Source organism: Hydrogeniiclostridium mannosilyticum (genome assembly GCF_003268275.1).
GTDB classification, from domain to species: Bacteria; Bacillota; Clostridia; order Oscillospirales; family Acutalibacteraceae; genus Hydrogeniiclostridium; species Hydrogeniiclostridium mannosilyticum.
The window spans coordinates 227,642-244,072 of the sequence record NZ_QLYR01000001.1 but is presented as its reverse complement, the minus strand read 5'-3'; the positions used below and the strand labels follow the sequence as shown (position 1 = coordinate 244,072).

The 16,431-nt window shown below is 51.7% G+C and carries 18 protein-coding genes; 9 read left to right on the top strand and 9 right to left on the bottom strand.

Going from position 1 to position 16,431, the window contains the following annotated elements:
* The first annotated feature begins 8 nt into the window (after nt 1-8).
* The 9 genes from DPQ25_RS01180 (at nt 9) to DPQ25_RS14975 (ending at nt 10,021) form a co-directional block, all read left to right on the top strand.
* Nucleotides 9-758 (top strand): PcfB family protein, encoded by a 750-nt coding sequence (locus DPQ25_RS01180; RefSeq protein ID WP_177576782.1) that lies wholly within the window; start codon nt 9-11, stop codon nt 756-758.
* A 21-nt stretch (nt 759-779) separates the two neighbouring features.
* The gene (locus DPQ25_RS01175; RefSeq protein ID WP_242978181.1) at nt 780-1,712 is read left to right on the top strand and encodes an ArdC family protein; all 933 of its coding nucleotides are present in this window, start codon (nt 780-782) and stop codon (nt 1,710-1,712) included.
* Between the two features lie 97 nt (nt 1,713-1,809).
* Nucleotides 1,810-2,112 (top strand): hypothetical protein, encoded by a 303-nt coding sequence (locus DPQ25_RS01170; protein ID WP_112331347.1) that lies wholly within the window; start codon nt 1,810-1,812, stop codon nt 2,110-2,112.
* 249 nt (nt 2,113-2,361) lie between these two features.
* Nucleotides 2,362-4,026 carry a VirD4-like conjugal transfer protein, CD1115 family gene (locus DPQ25_RS01165; protein WP_242978223.1) on the top strand — a complete coding sequence of 555 codons (1,665 nt, stop codon included), beginning with the start codon at nt 2,362-2,364 and terminating at the stop codon, nt 4,024-4,026.
* Between the two features lie 22 nt (nt 4,027-4,048).
* Nucleotides 4,049-4,429 (top strand): glutamyl-tRNA amidotransferase, encoded by a 381-nt coding sequence (locus tag DPQ25_RS01160; RefSeq protein WP_112331345.1) that lies wholly within the window; start codon nt 4,049-4,051, stop codon nt 4,427-4,429.
* 81 nt (nt 4,430-4,510) lie between these two features.
* Complete coding sequence (locus DPQ25_RS01155) at nt 4,511-5,332, top strand: hypothetical protein (protein ID WP_407928147.1); 822 nt, start codon at nt 4,511-4,513, stop codon at nt 5,330-5,332.
* Nucleotides 5,333-5,353: 21 nt separating this feature from the next.
* On the top strand, nt 5,354-5,752 hold the full coding sequence (locus DPQ25_RS01150; RefSeq protein WP_112331343.1) for a PrgI family protein: 399 nt from the start codon (nt 5,354-5,356) through the stop codon (nt 5,750-5,752).
* Nucleotides 5,753-5,779: 27 nt separating this feature from the next.
* Nucleotides 5,780-8,128, top strand: a complete 2,349-nt coding sequence (locus DPQ25_RS01145) for a VirB4-like conjugal transfer ATPase, CD1110 family (RefSeq protein WP_112331342.1) — start codon at nt 5,780-5,782, stop codon at nt 8,126-8,128.
* Nucleotides 8,129-8,260: 132 nt separating this feature from the next.
* Nucleotides 8,261-10,021: a M23 family metallopeptidase gene (locus DPQ25_RS14975; RefSeq protein ID WP_242978180.1), complete on the top strand. Its 1,761-nt coding sequence runs from the start codon at nt 8,261-8,263 to the stop codon at nt 10,019-10,021.
* A gap of 27 nt (nt 10,022-10,048) precedes the next feature.
* On the opposite strand, the gene DPQ25_RS01135 is transcribed toward DPQ25_RS14975, so the two are convergent.
* From DPQ25_RS01135 to DPQ25_RS01095, 9 genes are all read right to left on the bottom strand, one after another.
* On the bottom strand, nt 10,049-10,471 hold the full coding sequence (locus DPQ25_RS01135) for a winged helix-turn-helix domain-containing protein (RefSeq protein WP_177576781.1): 423 nt from the start codon (nt 10,469-10,471) through the stop codon (nt 10,049-10,051).
* A gap of 38 nt (nt 10,472-10,509) precedes the next feature.
* Nucleotides 10,510-11,010, bottom strand: coding sequence for a Gx transporter family protein (locus DPQ25_RS01130; protein ID WP_112331340.1), 501 nt, complete (start codon nt 11,008-11,010; stop codon nt 10,510-10,512).
* Nucleotides 11,011-11,016: 6 nt separating this feature from the next.
* Nucleotides 11,017-11,382, bottom strand: a complete 366-nt coding sequence (locus DPQ25_RS01125; protein ID WP_112331339.1) for a NusG domain II-containing protein — start codon at nt 11,380-11,382, stop codon at nt 11,017-11,019.
* Nucleotides 11,379-12,410: an FAD:protein FMN transferase gene (locus DPQ25_RS01120; RefSeq protein WP_242978179.1), complete on the bottom strand. Its 1,032-nt coding sequence runs from the start codon at nt 12,408-12,410 to the stop codon at nt 11,379-11,381. The genes DPQ25_RS01125 and DPQ25_RS01120 overlap by 4 nt, the downstream gene beginning before the upstream one ends.
* A 169-nt stretch (nt 12,411-12,579) precedes the next feature.
* Entirely contained in the window at nt 12,580-13,482 is a 903-nt protein-coding gene (locus tag DPQ25_RS01115; RefSeq protein ID WP_112331338.1) for a permease, read from the bottom strand.
* Nucleotides 13,483-13,491: 9 nt separating this feature from the next.
* Entirely contained in the window at nt 13,492-13,953 is a 462-nt protein-coding gene (locus DPQ25_RS01110; RefSeq protein ID WP_146740506.1) for a uridine kinase family protein, read from the bottom strand.
* A gap of 123 nt (nt 13,954-14,076) precedes the next feature.
* On the bottom strand, nt 14,077-14,643 hold the full coding sequence (locus DPQ25_RS01105; protein WP_112331336.1) for an ECF transporter S component: 567 nt from the start codon (nt 14,641-14,643) through the stop codon (nt 14,077-14,079).
* A 14-nt stretch (nt 14,644-14,657) separates the two neighbouring features.
* Entirely contained in the window at nt 14,658-15,722 is a 1,065-nt protein-coding gene (locus tag DPQ25_RS01100) for a DUF362 domain-containing protein (RefSeq protein WP_112331335.1), read from the bottom strand.
* A 64-nt stretch (nt 15,723-15,786) separates the two neighbouring features.
* A complete protein-coding gene (locus tag DPQ25_RS01095) occupies nt 15,787-16,428 on the bottom strand; it encodes a flavodoxin (RefSeq protein ID WP_112331334.1) in 642 nt (213 codons plus the stop codon).
* Nucleotides 16,429-16,431 lie beyond the last annotated feature (3 nt).

The following is a 16,431-nucleotide window of genomic DNA, read 5'->3' as shown; positions in this document are numbered from 1 at the left end:
GCACGGAAATGGCCCTCAAGCTGTCGGGTATGGCGGCAAAAAACTTTGCGCTGTTTGTCTATGCCGTACTGAAGGATCAGAAAAAAACCCACGGCAAGACAAGGCTTGTGCGGATGCTCAAGGAACAGCGCCCATTCAAATTCTTTAATGTCCCCACCGAAAACATGAAGGAGTTTGCAAAGGAAGCCAAGGTACACGGCCTTTTGTATGTTCCCATCCGAAACAAGAAAAAGGCTGACCGCATCGAAGTGGTGGTGTTTGCGGACGACGCCTCTAAAATCCAGCGTATTTTCGACAACCTCGGCCTTGACGCGGTCAAAGCGCAGGCTGGCGAAGCCACAATTGAGAAAGTGCAGGAACAGGAAAAGCAAGCTCCCACAGGCCCCAGCAAGACGGAAACCGTCAAAACCGAGCAGGGCGAAGTGGAATTTGAAGTGGGCGGCTTTGAGGACGATTTCAATATCGGCCCCGCCCAGCAGGACGCCGCCGCAAATTTTACTTCTGGCCGGAAGAAGGAAGCCGAGGAACCAACAGCGGAAAAGAGTCCGTCCGCGCCTTCCTCGCCCAGCAAAAGCTCTTCGCCAGACTTAACAGGCCATAAAGAGCCGGAACAAAAGCCCTCGGTGAAAAAGCAGCTGCAGGAGATCCGGCAGGAACAGGCGGACAAGAAAGCAGAGAAATCCAAGCAGCAGGAGCGCCAGCACCCCACTCCCGGCCATTCCAGACAGAAGAAAAAGAAAAAACAGAAAGGCAGGTAATGCAATATCGATTTATCCAGTTTGATCGGAAAGAAACAGGAACCGCAGCCCCAGCAGGAACAGCCCCAGCTTTCCAAGGAAGAATACGCCGCCATGAAGCAGGCTGAGCGTGAGGAAGTCTGGTCGAGAGTCAATGCGCAGGCTGATTCCGTGTTCAAGGATGACGAATCCATGAAAGGCTTTCTCAACTTCATGGCGAACTGTACCCCGCAGAGCACCCGAAACCTTCTCATTCTTTACGAACAGAACCCTGAAATTACCCACCCCCGCACCTTTGACAAATGGAAGGAAGCCGGACGCTCCATCCGTTCCGGCGAGAAAGGATACACCTTCTTTGCTGAACAGGAGTATGAAAAAGACGGCATCAAGGCGAACGGCTATACCATTACCAAAGCCTATGACATCTCCCAAACCAGAGGACCCCAGCCTCTGCCCCCGCAGAAGCATCTGCCGGAGGAAATCATTGCCGCCATGGTGGAGCAAAGCCCGGTACAGCTTGCCATTTCCGACCAGCTTCCCCAAGGGGTGCAGGCGCAGTATGTTCCCAAGCAGCGCACTATTTTTGTCCGCAACGGGATGGATGAAACCGCCACCATCTGCGCCATTGCCAGAGAGCAGGCCCACGCCAGCTTCGATGCGGTGGGCAGCGGCTATTACCGGCAGGCGTATGCGGCCCAAGCCTACTGCGCGGCCTATGTAGCGGCGCAGAAATTCGGGCTTGATACCTCGGTGTTTCAGTTTGATAAGGTGTGTCACAGCTGCGCCCAGCTGACGCCGGAAGAAAAGCGCGGCTTTATAGGCGACGTCAAACGGGCGGCCTATTCCATTAACCGGGACGTCCAGAGAAGCTTCCGGGATTTGGAGCAGGCCATCCAGCCGGATGAATTCTCCGTCGCAGCGCCCAAGCCCGCCAAGGCTGCCAAAGCCAAGGCGGAGAAAGAGCCGGAACGATGAGCGCTGAGAGTTTTCCGTTTGTTTTCTTTTGTCCGGTAGCTTTCCGCCATCTGTTGTGGTATGGTGTGAATGATAACAGAGAAAGGATGGGGTTGCTATGACAAAGCAGCGGATGGTGAAGATGACCGGCGGGGACCAAAACATACTGGCCAAGGCGCTTCGCAGCGCACAGGAAGAAGCAGGGCCGGAGCTATCCGGCCAGCTGCAGCCGTTTCTTGATAGAGTCCTCCGTATGCCAAAGCACAAACTGTACCTGAACGATGAAGAATACCAGTATGCCACGCTGTCCCTAAATGGGATGCGAAACGCTTATCTGGAAGAAAACCGCAGCTGCGGCGGGATTGACCGCCTCCTCATCAAACTGATGCAGGCAAAATACAGGTGTGCGCCTGCCCGATAAATATAGCTGATCCCCCGGAACCTGTGGGAATGTTCTCCGATGGGTTCCGGGGGATTTTTTGTTTTTATGGAAAGGAAGGATCACTGAGAAAATTATAAAATATGTTGTTTCATTATCCGGCGGTAAAGAAGGGGCGGGTGTCTCTTCGACGGAATAACGGCAAGAAAAAATCCATGGTGGGTATGGCTTCTGCCATTGCCCATCGTCTGGTGGGCGGCGCTGCTGACTGCCGGGTGCTGGAACGAGGGGATGAACCTCATAGACCTGCTGGGGAAGCTTCCGGCAGCTATGAACGTCCCTTTTTCCATTCACTGGACGGAATACTCCGCCCGGTGCCTGCTGTTTTTTACTCTTGCGTATGGAATCGCCGCCCTTGTGGTAGTTTCCAGCCGGAAGAATACCCGCAGGGGCGCGGAGCATGGTTCCGCCAAATGGGGCGACGTGTTCCAGATCGCCAAGAAATACCGAGATAAGAAGCACCCCAAGGAAAACCTCATCTTAACCCAGCATTTCCAGATGGGGATGGACGGCCACAAGCACAAGCGCAACACCAATGTGCTGGTCATCGGCGGTTCCGGCGCTGGCAAAAGCCGGTCCTATGCCATTCCCAACGCTTTAAACTGCGGGGACTGTTCGCTGGTCATCTGCGATCCGAAATCTGAAATCCTGCGAAAAACAGGCGGGGCATTGAAATCCAATGGTTTTGAAGTGCGGGTATTCGATTTATTAAATCCCGACGCCTCCTTCTGTTACAATCCATTGGCTTACGTGCGGGACGACAAGGATGTGCTTCGCCTCATCGAAACTTTGATTCAGAGTACTACCCCGCCCGGAGCGCAGAGCAGCGACCCCTTCTGGCAGAAATCCGAAACCGCGCTTTTACAGGCCCTCGTCCTATACCTCAAGCATGAAGCGCCGCCGGAAGAACAGAACTTCGCCATGGTGATGGAGATGCTGTCCGCAGCGGAGGTGCGGGAAGAAGATGAGGAATACGAGTCGCCTCTGGACATCCTGTTTGCAAGGCTTGAAATGCGTGACCCGGAGAGCATTGCCGTAAAGCAGTACCATGTCTTTAAGATGGGGGCTGGAAAAACTTTAAAATCCATTTTGATTAGTGTTGGCGTCCGGCTTTCCGCTTTTAATCTGCCGCAGATTGCAAGGCTGACCTATGCCGACGATCTCCATCTGGAGGAAATGGGTGAGAAAAAGGTGGCCCTGTTCTGCTGCATCCCGGACTCCGATAAATCCCTCAATTACCTTGTGGGGATGATTTACGGGCAGCTCATCCAAACCTTGTACTTTGTAGCTGACCGGAAATACAAGGGCAGGCTGCCGGTGCCGGTCCATCTGCTCATCGACGAGGCCCCCAACATCGCCCTGCCTACGGATAACTTTTTGCCCTGGCTTTCCACCATGCGAAGCCGCAACATCTTCTGCAGCTATATCGCCCAGAACATGGCGCAGATCAAGGCGCTGTTTAAAGAGCAGTGGGAATCGCTGGTGGGCTTGTGCGACGAGTTCCTCTACCTCGGCGGCAATGAAAAGGAAACCCACAAATACGTTTCCGAGCTCATGGGCAAGGAAACGTTGGATACCAACACCTATGGCCGGAGCCGGGGACGAAGCGGCAGCTTCAGCGTAAACGACCAGCAGACGGGCCGGGAACTCTTAACCCCGGATGAAGTGCGGATGCTGGATAACCACAAGGCTATCCTTTTTGTCCGTGGGGAACGCCCCATGATGGATGACAAGTACGACCTGATGCGCCATCCCAATATCCGGCTGACCGAAGATGGCGGCGCTGCGCCCTACGATTATACGCAGGCAAAGGACGCCGCTGACGATATCGACTATTCCCCGGACCAGTACGACGATTTCGAACTGCTGGAACCGGAGGATTTTCTAAAACCATAACAATACACATTGAACTGGAGGAATGCTTCTGAAGAAAACTCTGAATCCTTTTATCTTGAAGAAAAATCCCAAAAAGAACGATAAGCCCACCACTGCCCTGCCTCTTGGCAGAAAGGGGCGCTTCGGTTTTTCCGGCTATGTCGCTGTGGTGCTGTGCGCCTGCTGCTTTTCCACCACAGCCTTTGCCGCCAGCGATCCGCTGGGTGTGGTCAACAACCTCTCCACCTTCATCTTTTCCCTGATCCGCGCCATCGGCCTGATCCTTTTGGGCTGGGGTGTGGTGCAGGTTGGTCTCTCCTTCCAGAGCCACGATCCTTCCCAGCGCTCGCAGGGGTTCCTCACCTTGGCGGGCGGCCTCGTGGTGACCTTTGCCAAGGAAATCCTTGACCTCATCACCACCTGATTCCTGTTTTCCAGTCAAGGGAGCGCCCGATGGCGGGCGCTCCCACATTTTTTAGATGGGAGGTGACCAGCCGGAAACTGGATTATCGATAACTTAAATTCGGCGCTGGGAACATGGAACGACAAGCTGGCTGAAATCTGGACTTTGCTTACACAGGACCCCGCAACCTTTAAGGGCGGCGGGATCTGGCAGGTCATGCTGGACATCAACGGGGCCTTGAAAGCCATTGGGTACGGCCTGCTGGTTTTGTTTTTCGCAGTTGGCGTCGTCAAGACCTGTTCGAGCTTTACCGACCTGAAGCGACCGGAAGCGGCCTTCAAGATGTTCATTCGTTTTGCGCTGGCAAAGGCGGCAGTAGGATACGGCCTCGACCTGATGCTGGCTGTTTTCAAAATTATTCAAGGGATGGTTTCCACCATTATTACCCAATCGGGTTTGTCAGGAAGCAGCGGCACCACGCTCCCGCAGGAGATTATCGACAAGATCAACAACGTGGGATTCTGGGACAGCATCCCTTTGTGGGCGGTCACCCTGCTGGGCGGCCTGTTCATTACGGTGCTGGCGTTTATTATGATCCTGACGGTGTATAGCCGGATGTTTAAGCTCTACATGTATACCGCTATCGCACCAATCCCCATGTCTACATTCGCCGGGGAAACCACCAGCAATGTGGGCAAAAACTTCCTGCGCTCCTATGCCGGGGTGTGCCTCGAAGGGGCCATTATTGCGCTGGCCTGCATTATCTTTTCTGTCATGGCGGCTTCTCCGCCTGCGGTTGACCCCAATGTTTCAGCGGTAACCGCCGTTTGGAGTTATGTGGGCGAGTTAATCTTTAACTTGCTTGTCTTGGTTGGAGCCGTGCGGATGAGCGACCGGATCGTCAAGGAATTATTGGGGCTGTAGGCCCAAAAGGAGTGAAGCGATATCGAAGTAAAAGTGCCAAAGGAAATCCGGGATTATCAGGAGTCCATCTTTTTTGGGCTTTCCACCCGGCAGTTTATCTGTTCCCTGCTGGCTGTAGGGGTAGCAGTCGGTCTGTATTTCGGCCTGCGCCCGCTGATTGGCAGCGAAGAAGTAGGCTGGATGTGCATTCTCGGGGCCGCGCCCTTTGCGGCCTGTGGCTTTTTCAAATACCACGGCATGACTGCCGAACAGGCAGCATGGGCGTGGTTTAAGTCGGAATTTTTGTACCCCAAAAAACTGGTGTTCAAATCCGACAGCCTCTACTTTGACGCCATGAAGGACGCCATCGCAGAGGGGGAAAAGCCTCCCCGCAAGAGGAAAAACCACAAACCCCAGCCACCAACTGGGAAAGAACGGTAACATTCAAAATCTCTCAGAAAAGGAAGGATGCCTATAATCAAAACGCTCAGTAAAGCAGCGAAAGCAGAAAAAGAGAAATTCACCATACCAAAGTCCGTTCAGGATGCCATCCCCATCCAGCGTATCTGGCCGGATGGGATTTTTCAGGTAGGAAGCAGGTTCTCCAAAACCTTCTCTTTTACCGACATCAATTATCAAATCGCCAGCAAGGAAGATAAGACGGCGATGTTTTTAGATTATTCGGAACTATTAAACGCGCTGGATTCCGGCGCTTCCGCCAAGATCACCATCAACAACCGCCGCATTGACAAAGCCGAATTCGAGAAATCCCTGCTACTGCCCATGAAAGAGGACGGGCTGGACCATTACCGGAAAGAGTACAACGAAATGCTGCTCTCCAAGGTGACCGGCACCAATAACAGCGTGGTGCAGGACCGGTACATCACCATCACGGTGGCGAAGAAAACCATCGACGAGGCCCGCACCTATTTCTCCCGTGTGGGCACCGAACTCATTACCCACCTGTCCCAGCTTTCCTCCATAGGCCGGGAACTGGACGCGCAGGCCCGCCTGCAGCTGTTCCGGGATTTCTTCAAGGGCGGAGAACCCGCCGCCTTTGCCTTCGACCTGAAGGAGCACATGAAAAAGGGGCACAGCTTCAAGGATTGGCTGTGCCCCGACAGTATGGAATTCCAGAAGGACCATTTCCGCTTAAACGACCGCTGGGGCAGGGTTCTTTACCTGCAGGATTATGCCAGCTACATCAAGGATTCCATGATTGCCGAGCTCTGCGACATGGACCGCAGCCTCATGCTTTCCATTGATATTTTAGCGGTTCCCACCGACGAAGCAGTGCGGGAAATCCAGAACAAGCTTCTGGGTGTGGAAACGAATGCCGCGAACTGGCAGCGGAAACAGAATGCCGCCAATAACTTCTCGGCTGTGCTGCCCTACGATATGGAGCAGCAGCGCAAGGAAACCAAGGAGATGCTGGAGGATCTCACCAGCAGGGACCAGAGGATGATGTTCGGCCTTGTGACCTTGGTACATTTAGCCGACACCAAGGAGCAGCTGGACAGCGACACGGAAACCCTGCTCACCACAGCGCGGAAGCATCTCTGTCAGATGAGCGTCCTGCGTTGGCAGCAGAAGGATGGGCTGGACACCGTTCTCCCTTACGGCCTGCGAAAAATTCAGACGTTGAGAACCCTCACCACCGAATCCACCGCTGTGCTGATTCCCTTCCGGGCGCAGGAAATCCTCCAGAACGGCGGCATCTACTATGGGCAGAACGCTGTTTCCAAGAACATGATTGTGGCAGACCGAAGGAAGCTCTTAAACGGCAACAGCTTTCGCTTGGGTGTTTCCGGTTCCGGTAAATCCTTTAGCGCTAAAGAAGAAATCGTCAGCATTGCGCTTTCCACCAATGACGATATTCTCATTCTGGACCCGGAATCCGAATTTGGCTTTCTGGTGGAAGCCCTTGGCGGCGAGGTCATCCGGGTATCCGCTTCCTCGGATACCCACTTAAACGCCATGGACATGGATAAAGCCTATGGGGATGAGCGCAACCCGCTGATTGAGAAATCCGAATTCATCCTCTCCCTGTTCGAACAGCTGGTGGGGGCGGGCAATGTGAGCGCCAAGGAGAAATCCATCCTCGACCGCTGCACCTATGATGTGTACCGGGAATATGTCGCCAACAACTACGAGGGCGAAGCGCCCACACTGAAGGATCTGTACCATTCCCTCTTAAAACAGCCGGAGCCGGAAGCCAGAGGGTTGGCGCTCTCCTCCGAACTGTTCATCACCGGCAGCCTCAACACCTTTGCCCAGCGCACCAACGTGGACACCAAGGCAAGGATTATCGCCTATGACATCCGGGAGTTGGGCGAGCAGCTGATGCCTATCGGGATGCTGGTCACCTTGGACGCCATCTTCAACCGTGTCATTCAAAACTGGAAGAAAGGCAAGACCACATGGGTATTCGCGGACGAGTTTTACCTGCTGTTCCGCTATGAGTACAGCGCCGATTTCTTCTACAAGCTGTGGAAGCGCATCCGCAAATACAACGGGCTGGTGACAGGGTTAACCCAGAACGTCGAGGAACTCCTCCGTTCCGACACCGCCCGCCTCATGCTGGCCAACAGCGAATTTTTAATTCTCCTGAACCAATCCGCCACCGACCGGGATGAGCTGGCGGGGCTTCTGCACATTTCCGAGAACCAGCTCTCGTACATCACCAATGTGGCGGCTGGCTGCGGCCTCATCCGCTGCGCCGGAAACATTGTCCCATTCGAAAACAGCTTCCCTCGAAACACCCGTCTGTATCAGCTCATGACCACCAAACCGGACGAGGCTCTGAGAGGGGTGTAACCATACATGAAACTATATTGTAGCAGAGGGCCGCCTTGGGCTCCCTGTTTACTATTTGTGCAGCAAACTGTTGCACAAATTTCGTGACAGGACGCGATAGGTTCTTAATCTCCAAACACAGGAGGTGCATTTTTGAAAGAAATCAAGCAAAAACCTGACAGCAAGAAACCCAAGCTGCTGGAGAGTGCAGCCAAGGCACCCAAAACAGCTATGAAGGATCTGTGGTTAAAATCCAAGGACAAATCCATTGTAGAATTAAAGGAAACCCCCTTCGCCAGCCAGCGTGGGGAATCTTCCAACGCCCCTGCCAACAGCGCCGGGGACCAGATGCTGTCCGGCATGGAAACTACCGCCAAGAAAGGTGCGAACCTGACCTATCGGGGCGGGAAAAAACTGGCCCAGACCACAGCCCGGAAGGTGAAAGAAAAAAGAGAGCTTTCCCATACCCTGTCGGAAGCGAAAAATACAGGCGGCAAAACAGTGGAAGCCGCAAAGGATACCGTTTCCAAAATACGGACAAAGAATACCGTAGCCAAAGCTGTCAAGGGGAAATCCCAAAAGGCAGTAAAAACCGCCAGCCGGTCTGTGAAGGGTGTGCAGCAGAGCGCCAAGGGAATCAAAACTGCCCAGCATTCAGCAAAGACAGCGCAGCAGGCGGCAAAGGCAGCACAGAAAGCAGCGCAGGCTACCGCAAAAGCGGCAAGGGCGGCGGCCCAAACAGCCAAAACAGCAGCGAAAGCGGCAGTGACAGGGGCAAAGGCAGCGGTGAAAGCGACCGCCACCGCCATCAAAGCAGCAGCGGCAGCGATAAAGGGATTGGTTGCCGCTATTGCAGCTGGGGGCTGGGTGGCTGTGGTCATTATCTTGTTGATTTGTTTAATCGCCCTGATTGTCGGTTCCTGCTTCGGCCTGTTTTTTGGTTCGAATTCCACAGGGACCGGCACCAGCGTAACACAGGCGGTGTCTGCCCTCAATGGGGAATATCTATCTCACATTCAGGAAATAGAGGATTCCAATCCCCATGACCGGCAGGAGATCACCTCCAACGACGGGGTGCTCTCCATCAACTGGGAAGATGTTCTTGTTGTATTTTCCGCAAAGGTTACCGGCGCGAAGGATGGGGCGCAGGTGGCCTCGCTGGATGATGCCCAAGTTCAGCAGCTGCGGGATATTATGTGGGAGATGAATGCCGTAGCTTCCAGCACCCGCACCGAAAGTCATGAGGTGGAAGTCACCGAAGTGGATGAGGATGGAAACGAAACCACCCATACCGAAACGGTGACGGAAACCATTCTGGAGATTACCATCACCCACAAAACCCCGGAGGAAATGGCCCGGCAGTACAGTTTTAACCCAAGGCAGAACGAATATCTCGCCTTAATGTCGGAGCCGGAGAACCAGAATCTTTGGGCGGAGTTGCTGGGTGGCTATGTTGGCGGCGGCGGGGAAATTTTAGACCCCAATACCGACTGGGAAGGAACCGGTATCTTCCAGTGGCCGCTTCCGGAAAGTTTTACGATTACCTCATGGTTTGGATACCGTGAGGACCCCTTTACTGGAGAAATTGCCTATCACAGCGGAACCGACATCGCCGCGCCGGAAGGAACGCCCATCCTTGCGGCAGCGGATGGGACCGTCACCATAGCCAACGCCATTGACTCCTGGGGCGGCGGGTATGGGTACCACATCAAGGTGAAGCACAACGATACCCATGACACCCTGTATGCCCATTGTTCCTCCATCTGCGTGACTGTAGGGCAGGAAGTGAAACAGGGCGAAGTGATTGGCTATGTCGGCACCACCGGCAATTCTACCGGAAACCACCTGCACTTCGAAGTCTGGCAGAATGGGGAGCGCACCGACGCCCTCGGCTTCTTCAAAGCTGGGGAATAGGAAAATCCCACAGGGAAACCTGTGGGATCAACTCTTTTCAAACCGGTAACCGATACCCCGAACAGAGCATATCCGGCAGCTGGATCTATTGTCTAACTGCAATTTCCTCCGAAGACTCCGAACGTGATGGCTGACAACCTCCTGGCCGGTTCCGTAGTCCGGTTCTTGCCATAGATGCTCATAGATTTGGGTAAAAGTAAGGACTTGATTAGCGTTTTGAATGAAGTACAGAAAGATATCGTATTCTTTCCTTGTAAGGATAATTTCAGAATCACTCGAAAATACCCGTCGTTCTGATTGATGAATTGTCAATTCCGGGGCAACACTGATTTTTGTACCATCTCCTGTTATGATTTTAACGTCTGCACCATGGGACGAAAACAAGGAAAGAATAGAGTTGTAAAAGAAATCATCGGGATCGTCCAACTTTATAACGATAATTTTTTTCACATCAATCCCCTCCTTGAATTGCAAATGTTAAAAAGTATTCATAGCATATTCTTCTCAAGCTTACTGCGTCGGATTACTAGTTGTGCGCAGCCACCGGTAAATGCTCCAGCCAGGCAACCAGAAAGCAACAAAAACGGAAGATAGACCAGCATTCCCCAACCGGCAATTAGGCAAGCTGCGGCAACCTGTCCTATATTGTGGAACACAGCCCCAAATACACTGCACAACCAAATGTGCTTTTGGGAAAGGATACGCTTAAAAAGTAACATCCCCACAAGACATAACAGACCGCCTGCCAGACTATAGAACAGTGCCATCATATTGCCTCCGAAAATGGAGCCGAGAATGGTACGGCAGAGTACAACTGAAAGGACTTCCCGCACCCTATAACGATAAATGGCATAGACCGTGATGATATTGGCCAGCCCCAGTTTAACTCCCGGAATTGGTATCGGATTTGGAATTTGAAGTTCTACAACAAAAATGATCAATGCCACCGCTGTTAGCATTGCAAGCTCTGTCAGCTTTTTTGCTTTCACTGGCTTTCACCTCGCAATCCCGTCTAAAGCCTCATGATTTTCTGCAAACTGTATCACCAAATGATTGGGCAGGCAGACGATGGGGGCAGCTGAATCCAGCCATCCCATATGAACACAGGTATTGTCCGGACATTCCGCCGCCTGCATATGGATTTGATGGTCTTTGATTTCTATGGTGTTGACTCGGCCTTCGTACTCAATTTCCAGCACTCGGTCGGCCTCCTGCGCCAGATCGAATTGGTACAGCACTTGTCCATCCCGGACAACCTCCACCATGCTGGTGTCGGGCCGCTGAAGTACCAGAACACTCCCAAGAATACCTGCCGCCAGAAGGAGTACCAGCAGGAAAAAGGGCCATTTTTTCTGTTTCATCGCGTTATCTCCCGTACAGTTTCTGTGCGTCCATCATTCAAAGAAAACTGCTGTGCAATTCCTTCTGTCACAAGAATCTCGTTCTGCTCGGTGATAAGCAGCATCTCAAAGCCGCCGTTTTCCCGCCAGTAGGCTTCTGCCTTTTCAGCCCCCATGACAAACAATGCGGTGGACAGGGCGTCGCTCAATTTACCTTCGGGGCTGATGATGGTGACGGCCTGCAACCCACTGTGGGCCGGATAGCCGGTGGCGGGGTCAAGGATGTGCCAGTAGACATTGCCATCTGCATCTTCAAAATAGTTTTCGTACCCGCCGGAAGTGACCACTGCCGCATCGCTGATTTCCAGCACCCCTAAATTTCCATCTCCCTGGGGATTGCGGATACCAATGCGCCAATTGCTTCCATCCGGTCGGGAGCCAATGGCTTGGATATTCCCGCCCAAACTAAATAATGCAGATTCCACACCTTGCGATTTCAGCAGTTCTGTGACCAAATCGGCAGTATAACCTTTGCCTACTGCCCCCAAATCCAATTCCATCCCAACAGGAACGGTGAGAGTGCTGCCCGCTAAGGAGATTTGCGTATAATCCACCAATGGGAGCAGCCTGTCAATCTCCGTTTGAGAGGGAACTTGTTTGGCATCCGTGGTAAAGCCCCATGCGGTGAGCACTGAGTAGATGGTGGGGTCTAATGCACCATTCGTCTTTTGGGCCATATCCAGTGCAAAGGAAATGAGATCGGCTGTTTCAGTGCTGACTTCCACACTTTGCCCGTCGCTGTGGTTTGCACGGTAAATTTCGCTTGCCTCGTCTGTTACCGACCACAGAGATTCCAGTTCCTGCACCCGCTCCTTCGCATCGGCAAGGGCCGGTTCTGCATTTTCCCCATAGGCAGTAAAGGTCATGTAAGTATTCATGGCAAAAAGGGATGCTTCCGCTTTCGGCTGCTCTGTTGGCTTTTGAGAATTGCATCCCGCAGAAAGAACCGCCAACAGGATTGTAACGATAAAAAGTATTGTTTTTTTCACAAATGGCGCTCCTCTCCCAAATAAAAAGGCCGCAGATGGACACCAATCCAACTACCGCCTTTCCAATCCTTTGGTTGTAATATCCTTATCAATAGAATACTACAGCTTTTTTCATATGTCTAATACTTGCTTTCAATCAATTTATATGCCTTTTGAGCATTGGTTTGAATTAGAAAGCCAAGTTTACAATGATGCCTGTCAGAAATGCAAAGAGCATAGTGAATGCGATGTAGAGCAAAAAACGCTTTGCCCCTAATACAATTTTCAATGCGCCCAAGTTGGTGATTTTGGTTGCCGGCCCTGTTATCATAAAAGCCGCTGCACTGCCCATACTCATTCCATCCATAAGCCATTGCTGCAAAAGCGGAATCGTACCTCCTCCGCAGGCATAGAGCGGCACACCGATGGTAGCCGCCATAAGCACGCCAAACGCCTCATTCCCGCCAAATAACCCGGTCATGACCTCTGTGGGAACATACCTCTGGAAAAGTGCGGAAAGTAAAATGCCGAATAAGAAATACAGACCGGTGGCCTTTACATTTCTGCCAAGGTTCTTGAAAAATCGAACCAGAATATTGGGGTCGGTGTCCCTGTTGGTGGGGCCGCTGAAGCCAGAAAAATTGAAGAATGTTTTTTCCTTATAGAAGAAGCGTACCAATAGCCCTGCGGCAATCCCGCAGAGAAAACAGGAAATGATACGAACTGCCAGCGCTCCTCCACCCAATGCAGCGCTATAGATAATCAACTGTGGATTCAGAAGGATAGAACTCATCATAAACGCTGCCAGCAAATCATCTTTCATCCCAAATTTGGAAAACGATGCGGCGAGAGGGATTGTTCCATACATACATAAGGGAGATGCGATTCCTAAAGCGCTGGCCAGAATTACCCCCAGCACACCCAATTTCTTTGTTTGGAGTTTGCCGAACAGTGCGTGGATTGTGCCCTTGGCAAAAACAGAAATAGCGGAACCAAGAACCATGCCCAAAACCCAATAGGGAAAAATCTGATCCAGCTGTACGGTAAAGTAATACCACAGATAAACAAACTCTCTATGTAAAATTTCCGCCATTTTCTCACCTCACAATCCTTCGGCGGTTTGAAAGAGCAGCTCGCAGCGCGTTTGAATTTGAAAAGCAGTAAAGTACTGTTCCTCCATAGGAATCCATTTCTCTCGAAATACGGAAAGACGATCCAACCCATTTCTGCTTTCAATCCGCCGCAGCTGCTCTTCAAAGGGAACAGTCAAAAATATGCGCAAATCATAGGCGTCCCATAGTTTTGGATGACAGCTGTAGGAACCCTCAATAATCGAAATCGGCTTTGGGTCAATAGAAATTGGCGCTGCTAATTTCTGCTGCTGGCAATCATAGGAACGATAGGCAATCGGAATTCCTTGCTTCAACGGAAGCAAGACTTCTTCATAAAACCGTTCGTAGTCCACATTTCCTCCCGGCTGCTGCAATCGTTCTTTTGTCCGCTGTTCAGGCCGGAGAAAAAAGTGATCCATATGGAATACATTACTGTCAATGTTTTTTTGCAAATACTCCGCCAGCGTTGTTTTCCTGCGGCACATCTGCCGTCAATGGCGATGAGAAATGAATTTTGCGCACAATATCGCAATTGAATTTCTTTTAGAATAGCATCCGCGATTTGTCCCATCTTTTTAACTCTCGCTTTGTGAGAAAGCGGTCTGCTGCTTCTGATAGGGGATAAGCCCGGTGCGATTCAAGGCGACCATAATACCCGGAATCAACAACAGCTGGACAATAATCCCAGGAATTGCGTTGAGGAATGCGCCAGCCATAAACATTTGCCAGGTAAATCCGTTCCCGGACACGCCCAGCTGAATCATCTGAACGAGGCCCCAAATCGCCCGACCTGCCAACATGGCAGAGATCAGCGAACCATAAAGAGAAAGGACATTCTGGCGGCGAAAAACTTTATAGAGCAGGCCGATTACAAGACCATAGGTCATCAATTCAAAAGCCATAGCGGTAGCCGTGGGGAAAAAGCCAGGTGCGCCGAATGTCACTGAACGCAGTAAGGGCAGAATAAATCCAACGATCCCACCGTACTGCCAGCCGCAAATCAATCCGCATAAAAGCACTGGAATGTGCATGGGCAAGAGCATATTCCCGATCTGAGGAATTTGTCCGGTTAAAAACGGCAGCACCATACCGATAGCCAGAAACATGGCTGCCAATGTTATGTTTTTTATCTTTGCATTCATTTTCTCATATCTCCTTATCCATCAATCGACACCAACGTATAGGTACGGCTGCCAAGGCCAATTTCCTCTGCGTGTTCCAAGGTATGCAGGCCATTTCTGGATTCGATTCGTTCCACCAAAGAAGCGCCGTCTCCATTTTTCTGTTTATAAATCAGATCAATACAAGCCTGATCCAATGCAACGGGATCGGTGGAAGCCAAAATGCCAATATCATGCATATCCGGCTCCGCCGGGTTCCCGTCGCAATCGCAGTCTACCGAAAGACGGTTCATCACGTTGACATATACAATGCGCTCTCCGTTTTCAAGATAATCCGAAACCGATTTTCCTGCCTCGGCCATACTTTCCCAAAAAGCGTCCTGTTCTCCGCCCCAGGCATTGGTACGGCTGGTGCCGCCACTGTGAATCCACGCTTTACCTTCGCTGGAGCCAAGCCCGATGGAAATATTCTTAATTGCTCCGCCAAAACCTGCCATTGTATGACCTTTAAAATGAGAGAGCACCAAATAGGAATCATAGTCGGCAAAGCTGGCTCCGACATAGTTTTCTGTAAGTCGGGCACCCCCTGTGACGGGAATGGTCATGGAACCATGCTCGTCTTGGATGTCCACATCGGCAATCGCAGTAAACCCATGATCTTCTGCCACTTGATAGTGCATTGCCGTGCTGGAGCGGGAGCCGCCGTAAGCGGTATTGCACTCCACAATGGTTCCATTTACTGACTGCACCAAATCTTGGATCAACTCTGGGCGAAGATAATTGCTGGCGGGCGGCTCACCGGTACTGAGCTTAACGGCTACATTCCCGGTAGGCGTCCAGTTCAGCGACTCATATACCGCTGCAAGCCCTGCCGGGCTGATGTCTGTTGTCATGTAAACAACGGGGGATTCTTCCACAGGGTGTACCTCCTCGCTTTCCGGCGTTTCGCTCTGCGGTTCATTTTCGGTCTTGCTCTGCTCGCTGTCTATGGTTTGGCTGCTGTCATCGGTTTCCGGCAGCTGCTGCCCATTCCCGCAGGCCGCCAAGGACAGCAGCAGGAGGGCCGAAAGAATGGTTGCCCAAAATCGCTTCAAATTCATCACCCCTATCCATGAATTTTTGTCAGCACATCATTTCCTATAAAGAGTGTCAAAGTGCCAATTCTTATTCAATGATCCCCAAACCTTGGAGCCACGGTTCAATTTTAGCCTCATTATTTGCTCTAATGCCTTCTGCAATCGTAGCGTTAGGGCACAGCTCGTTGAAAATATGTAGGCTGTTTTCAATATCATCGCTGGCGCTGGTGCAGAATGGGACAATCGTTTTTCCCGCAAAGTCATTGTTCGCAAGGAAAGTAGAAATCATCGCCGGGGCCTCATCCCACCAGATAGGGTAGCCCACAAAGACTATGTCATAATCTGAAATATTATCTGTATCGACAGTAATTTCAGGACGGTCGCCGTTCAGAATTTCCGCCTCGGCTTCTGCCTCTAAATCCCCATATTCCTCCACACGCTCAATTTCCGCCAAAGTGCCTCCGGTCAATGCGGCAATCTGCTCAGCGGCCGCTTTGGTGTTCCCGGAATGGGAAAAATAAGCAATCAGAATATTGCTTTCCTCGGCAGGCTCCGAAGATTCTTCTTCCGGCTCTTCAGAAACGCTTGATGTTCCCGTCTCCGATTCAGCAGCACTTTCCTGCTTAGAGGAAGAAAGGCTGCTTGTATCCGAGGGTGTTCCACTGCTGCAAGCCGTAAAACACAGCGCAAACATCAGCAGCAGAACAACGGATAAAAATGTTCTTTTCATCTT

Bases quoted from the DNA above. Each gene is read 5' to 3' on its own strand.
- DPQ25_RS01180 (WP_177576782.1), top strand. From the start codon at position 9: ATGGCCCTCAAGCTGTCGGGTATGGCGGCAAAAAACTTTGCGCTGTTT.
- DPQ25_RS01170 (WP_112331347.1), top strand. From the start codon at position 1,810: ATGACAAAGCAGCGGATGGTGAAGATGACCGGCGGGGACCAAAACATA.
- DPQ25_RS01165 (WP_242978223.1), top strand. From the start codon at position 2,362: ATGAACCTCATAGACCTGCTGGGGAAGCTTCCGGCAGCTATGAACGTC.
- DPQ25_RS01160 (WP_112331345.1), top strand. From the start codon at position 4,049: ATGCTTCTGAAGAAAACTCTGAATCCTTTTATCTTGAAGAAAAATCCC.
- DPQ25_RS01145 (WP_112331342.1), top strand. From the start codon at position 5,780: ATGCCTATAATCAAAACGCTCAGTAAAGCAGCGAAAGCAGAAAAAGAG.
- DPQ25_RS01125 (WP_112331339.1), bottom strand. From the start codon at position 11,382: ATGAAACAGAAAAAATGGCCCTTTTTCCTGCTGGTACTCCTTCTGGCG.
- DPQ25_RS01115 (WP_112331338.1), bottom strand. From the start codon at position 13,482: ATGGCGGAAATTTTACATAGAGAGTTTGTTTATCTGTGGTATTACTTT.
- DPQ25_RS01105 (WP_112331336.1), bottom strand. From the start codon at position 14,643: ATGAATGCAAAGATAAAAAACATAACATTGGCAGCCATGTTTCTGGCT.
- DPQ25_RS01100 (WP_112331335.1), bottom strand. From the start codon at position 15,722: ATGAATTTGAAGCGATTTTGGGCAACCATTCTTTCGGCCCTCCTGCTG.
- DPQ25_RS01095 (WP_112331334.1), bottom strand. From the start codon at position 16,428: ATGAAAAGAACATTTTTATCCGTTGTTCTGCTGCTGATGTTTGCGCTG.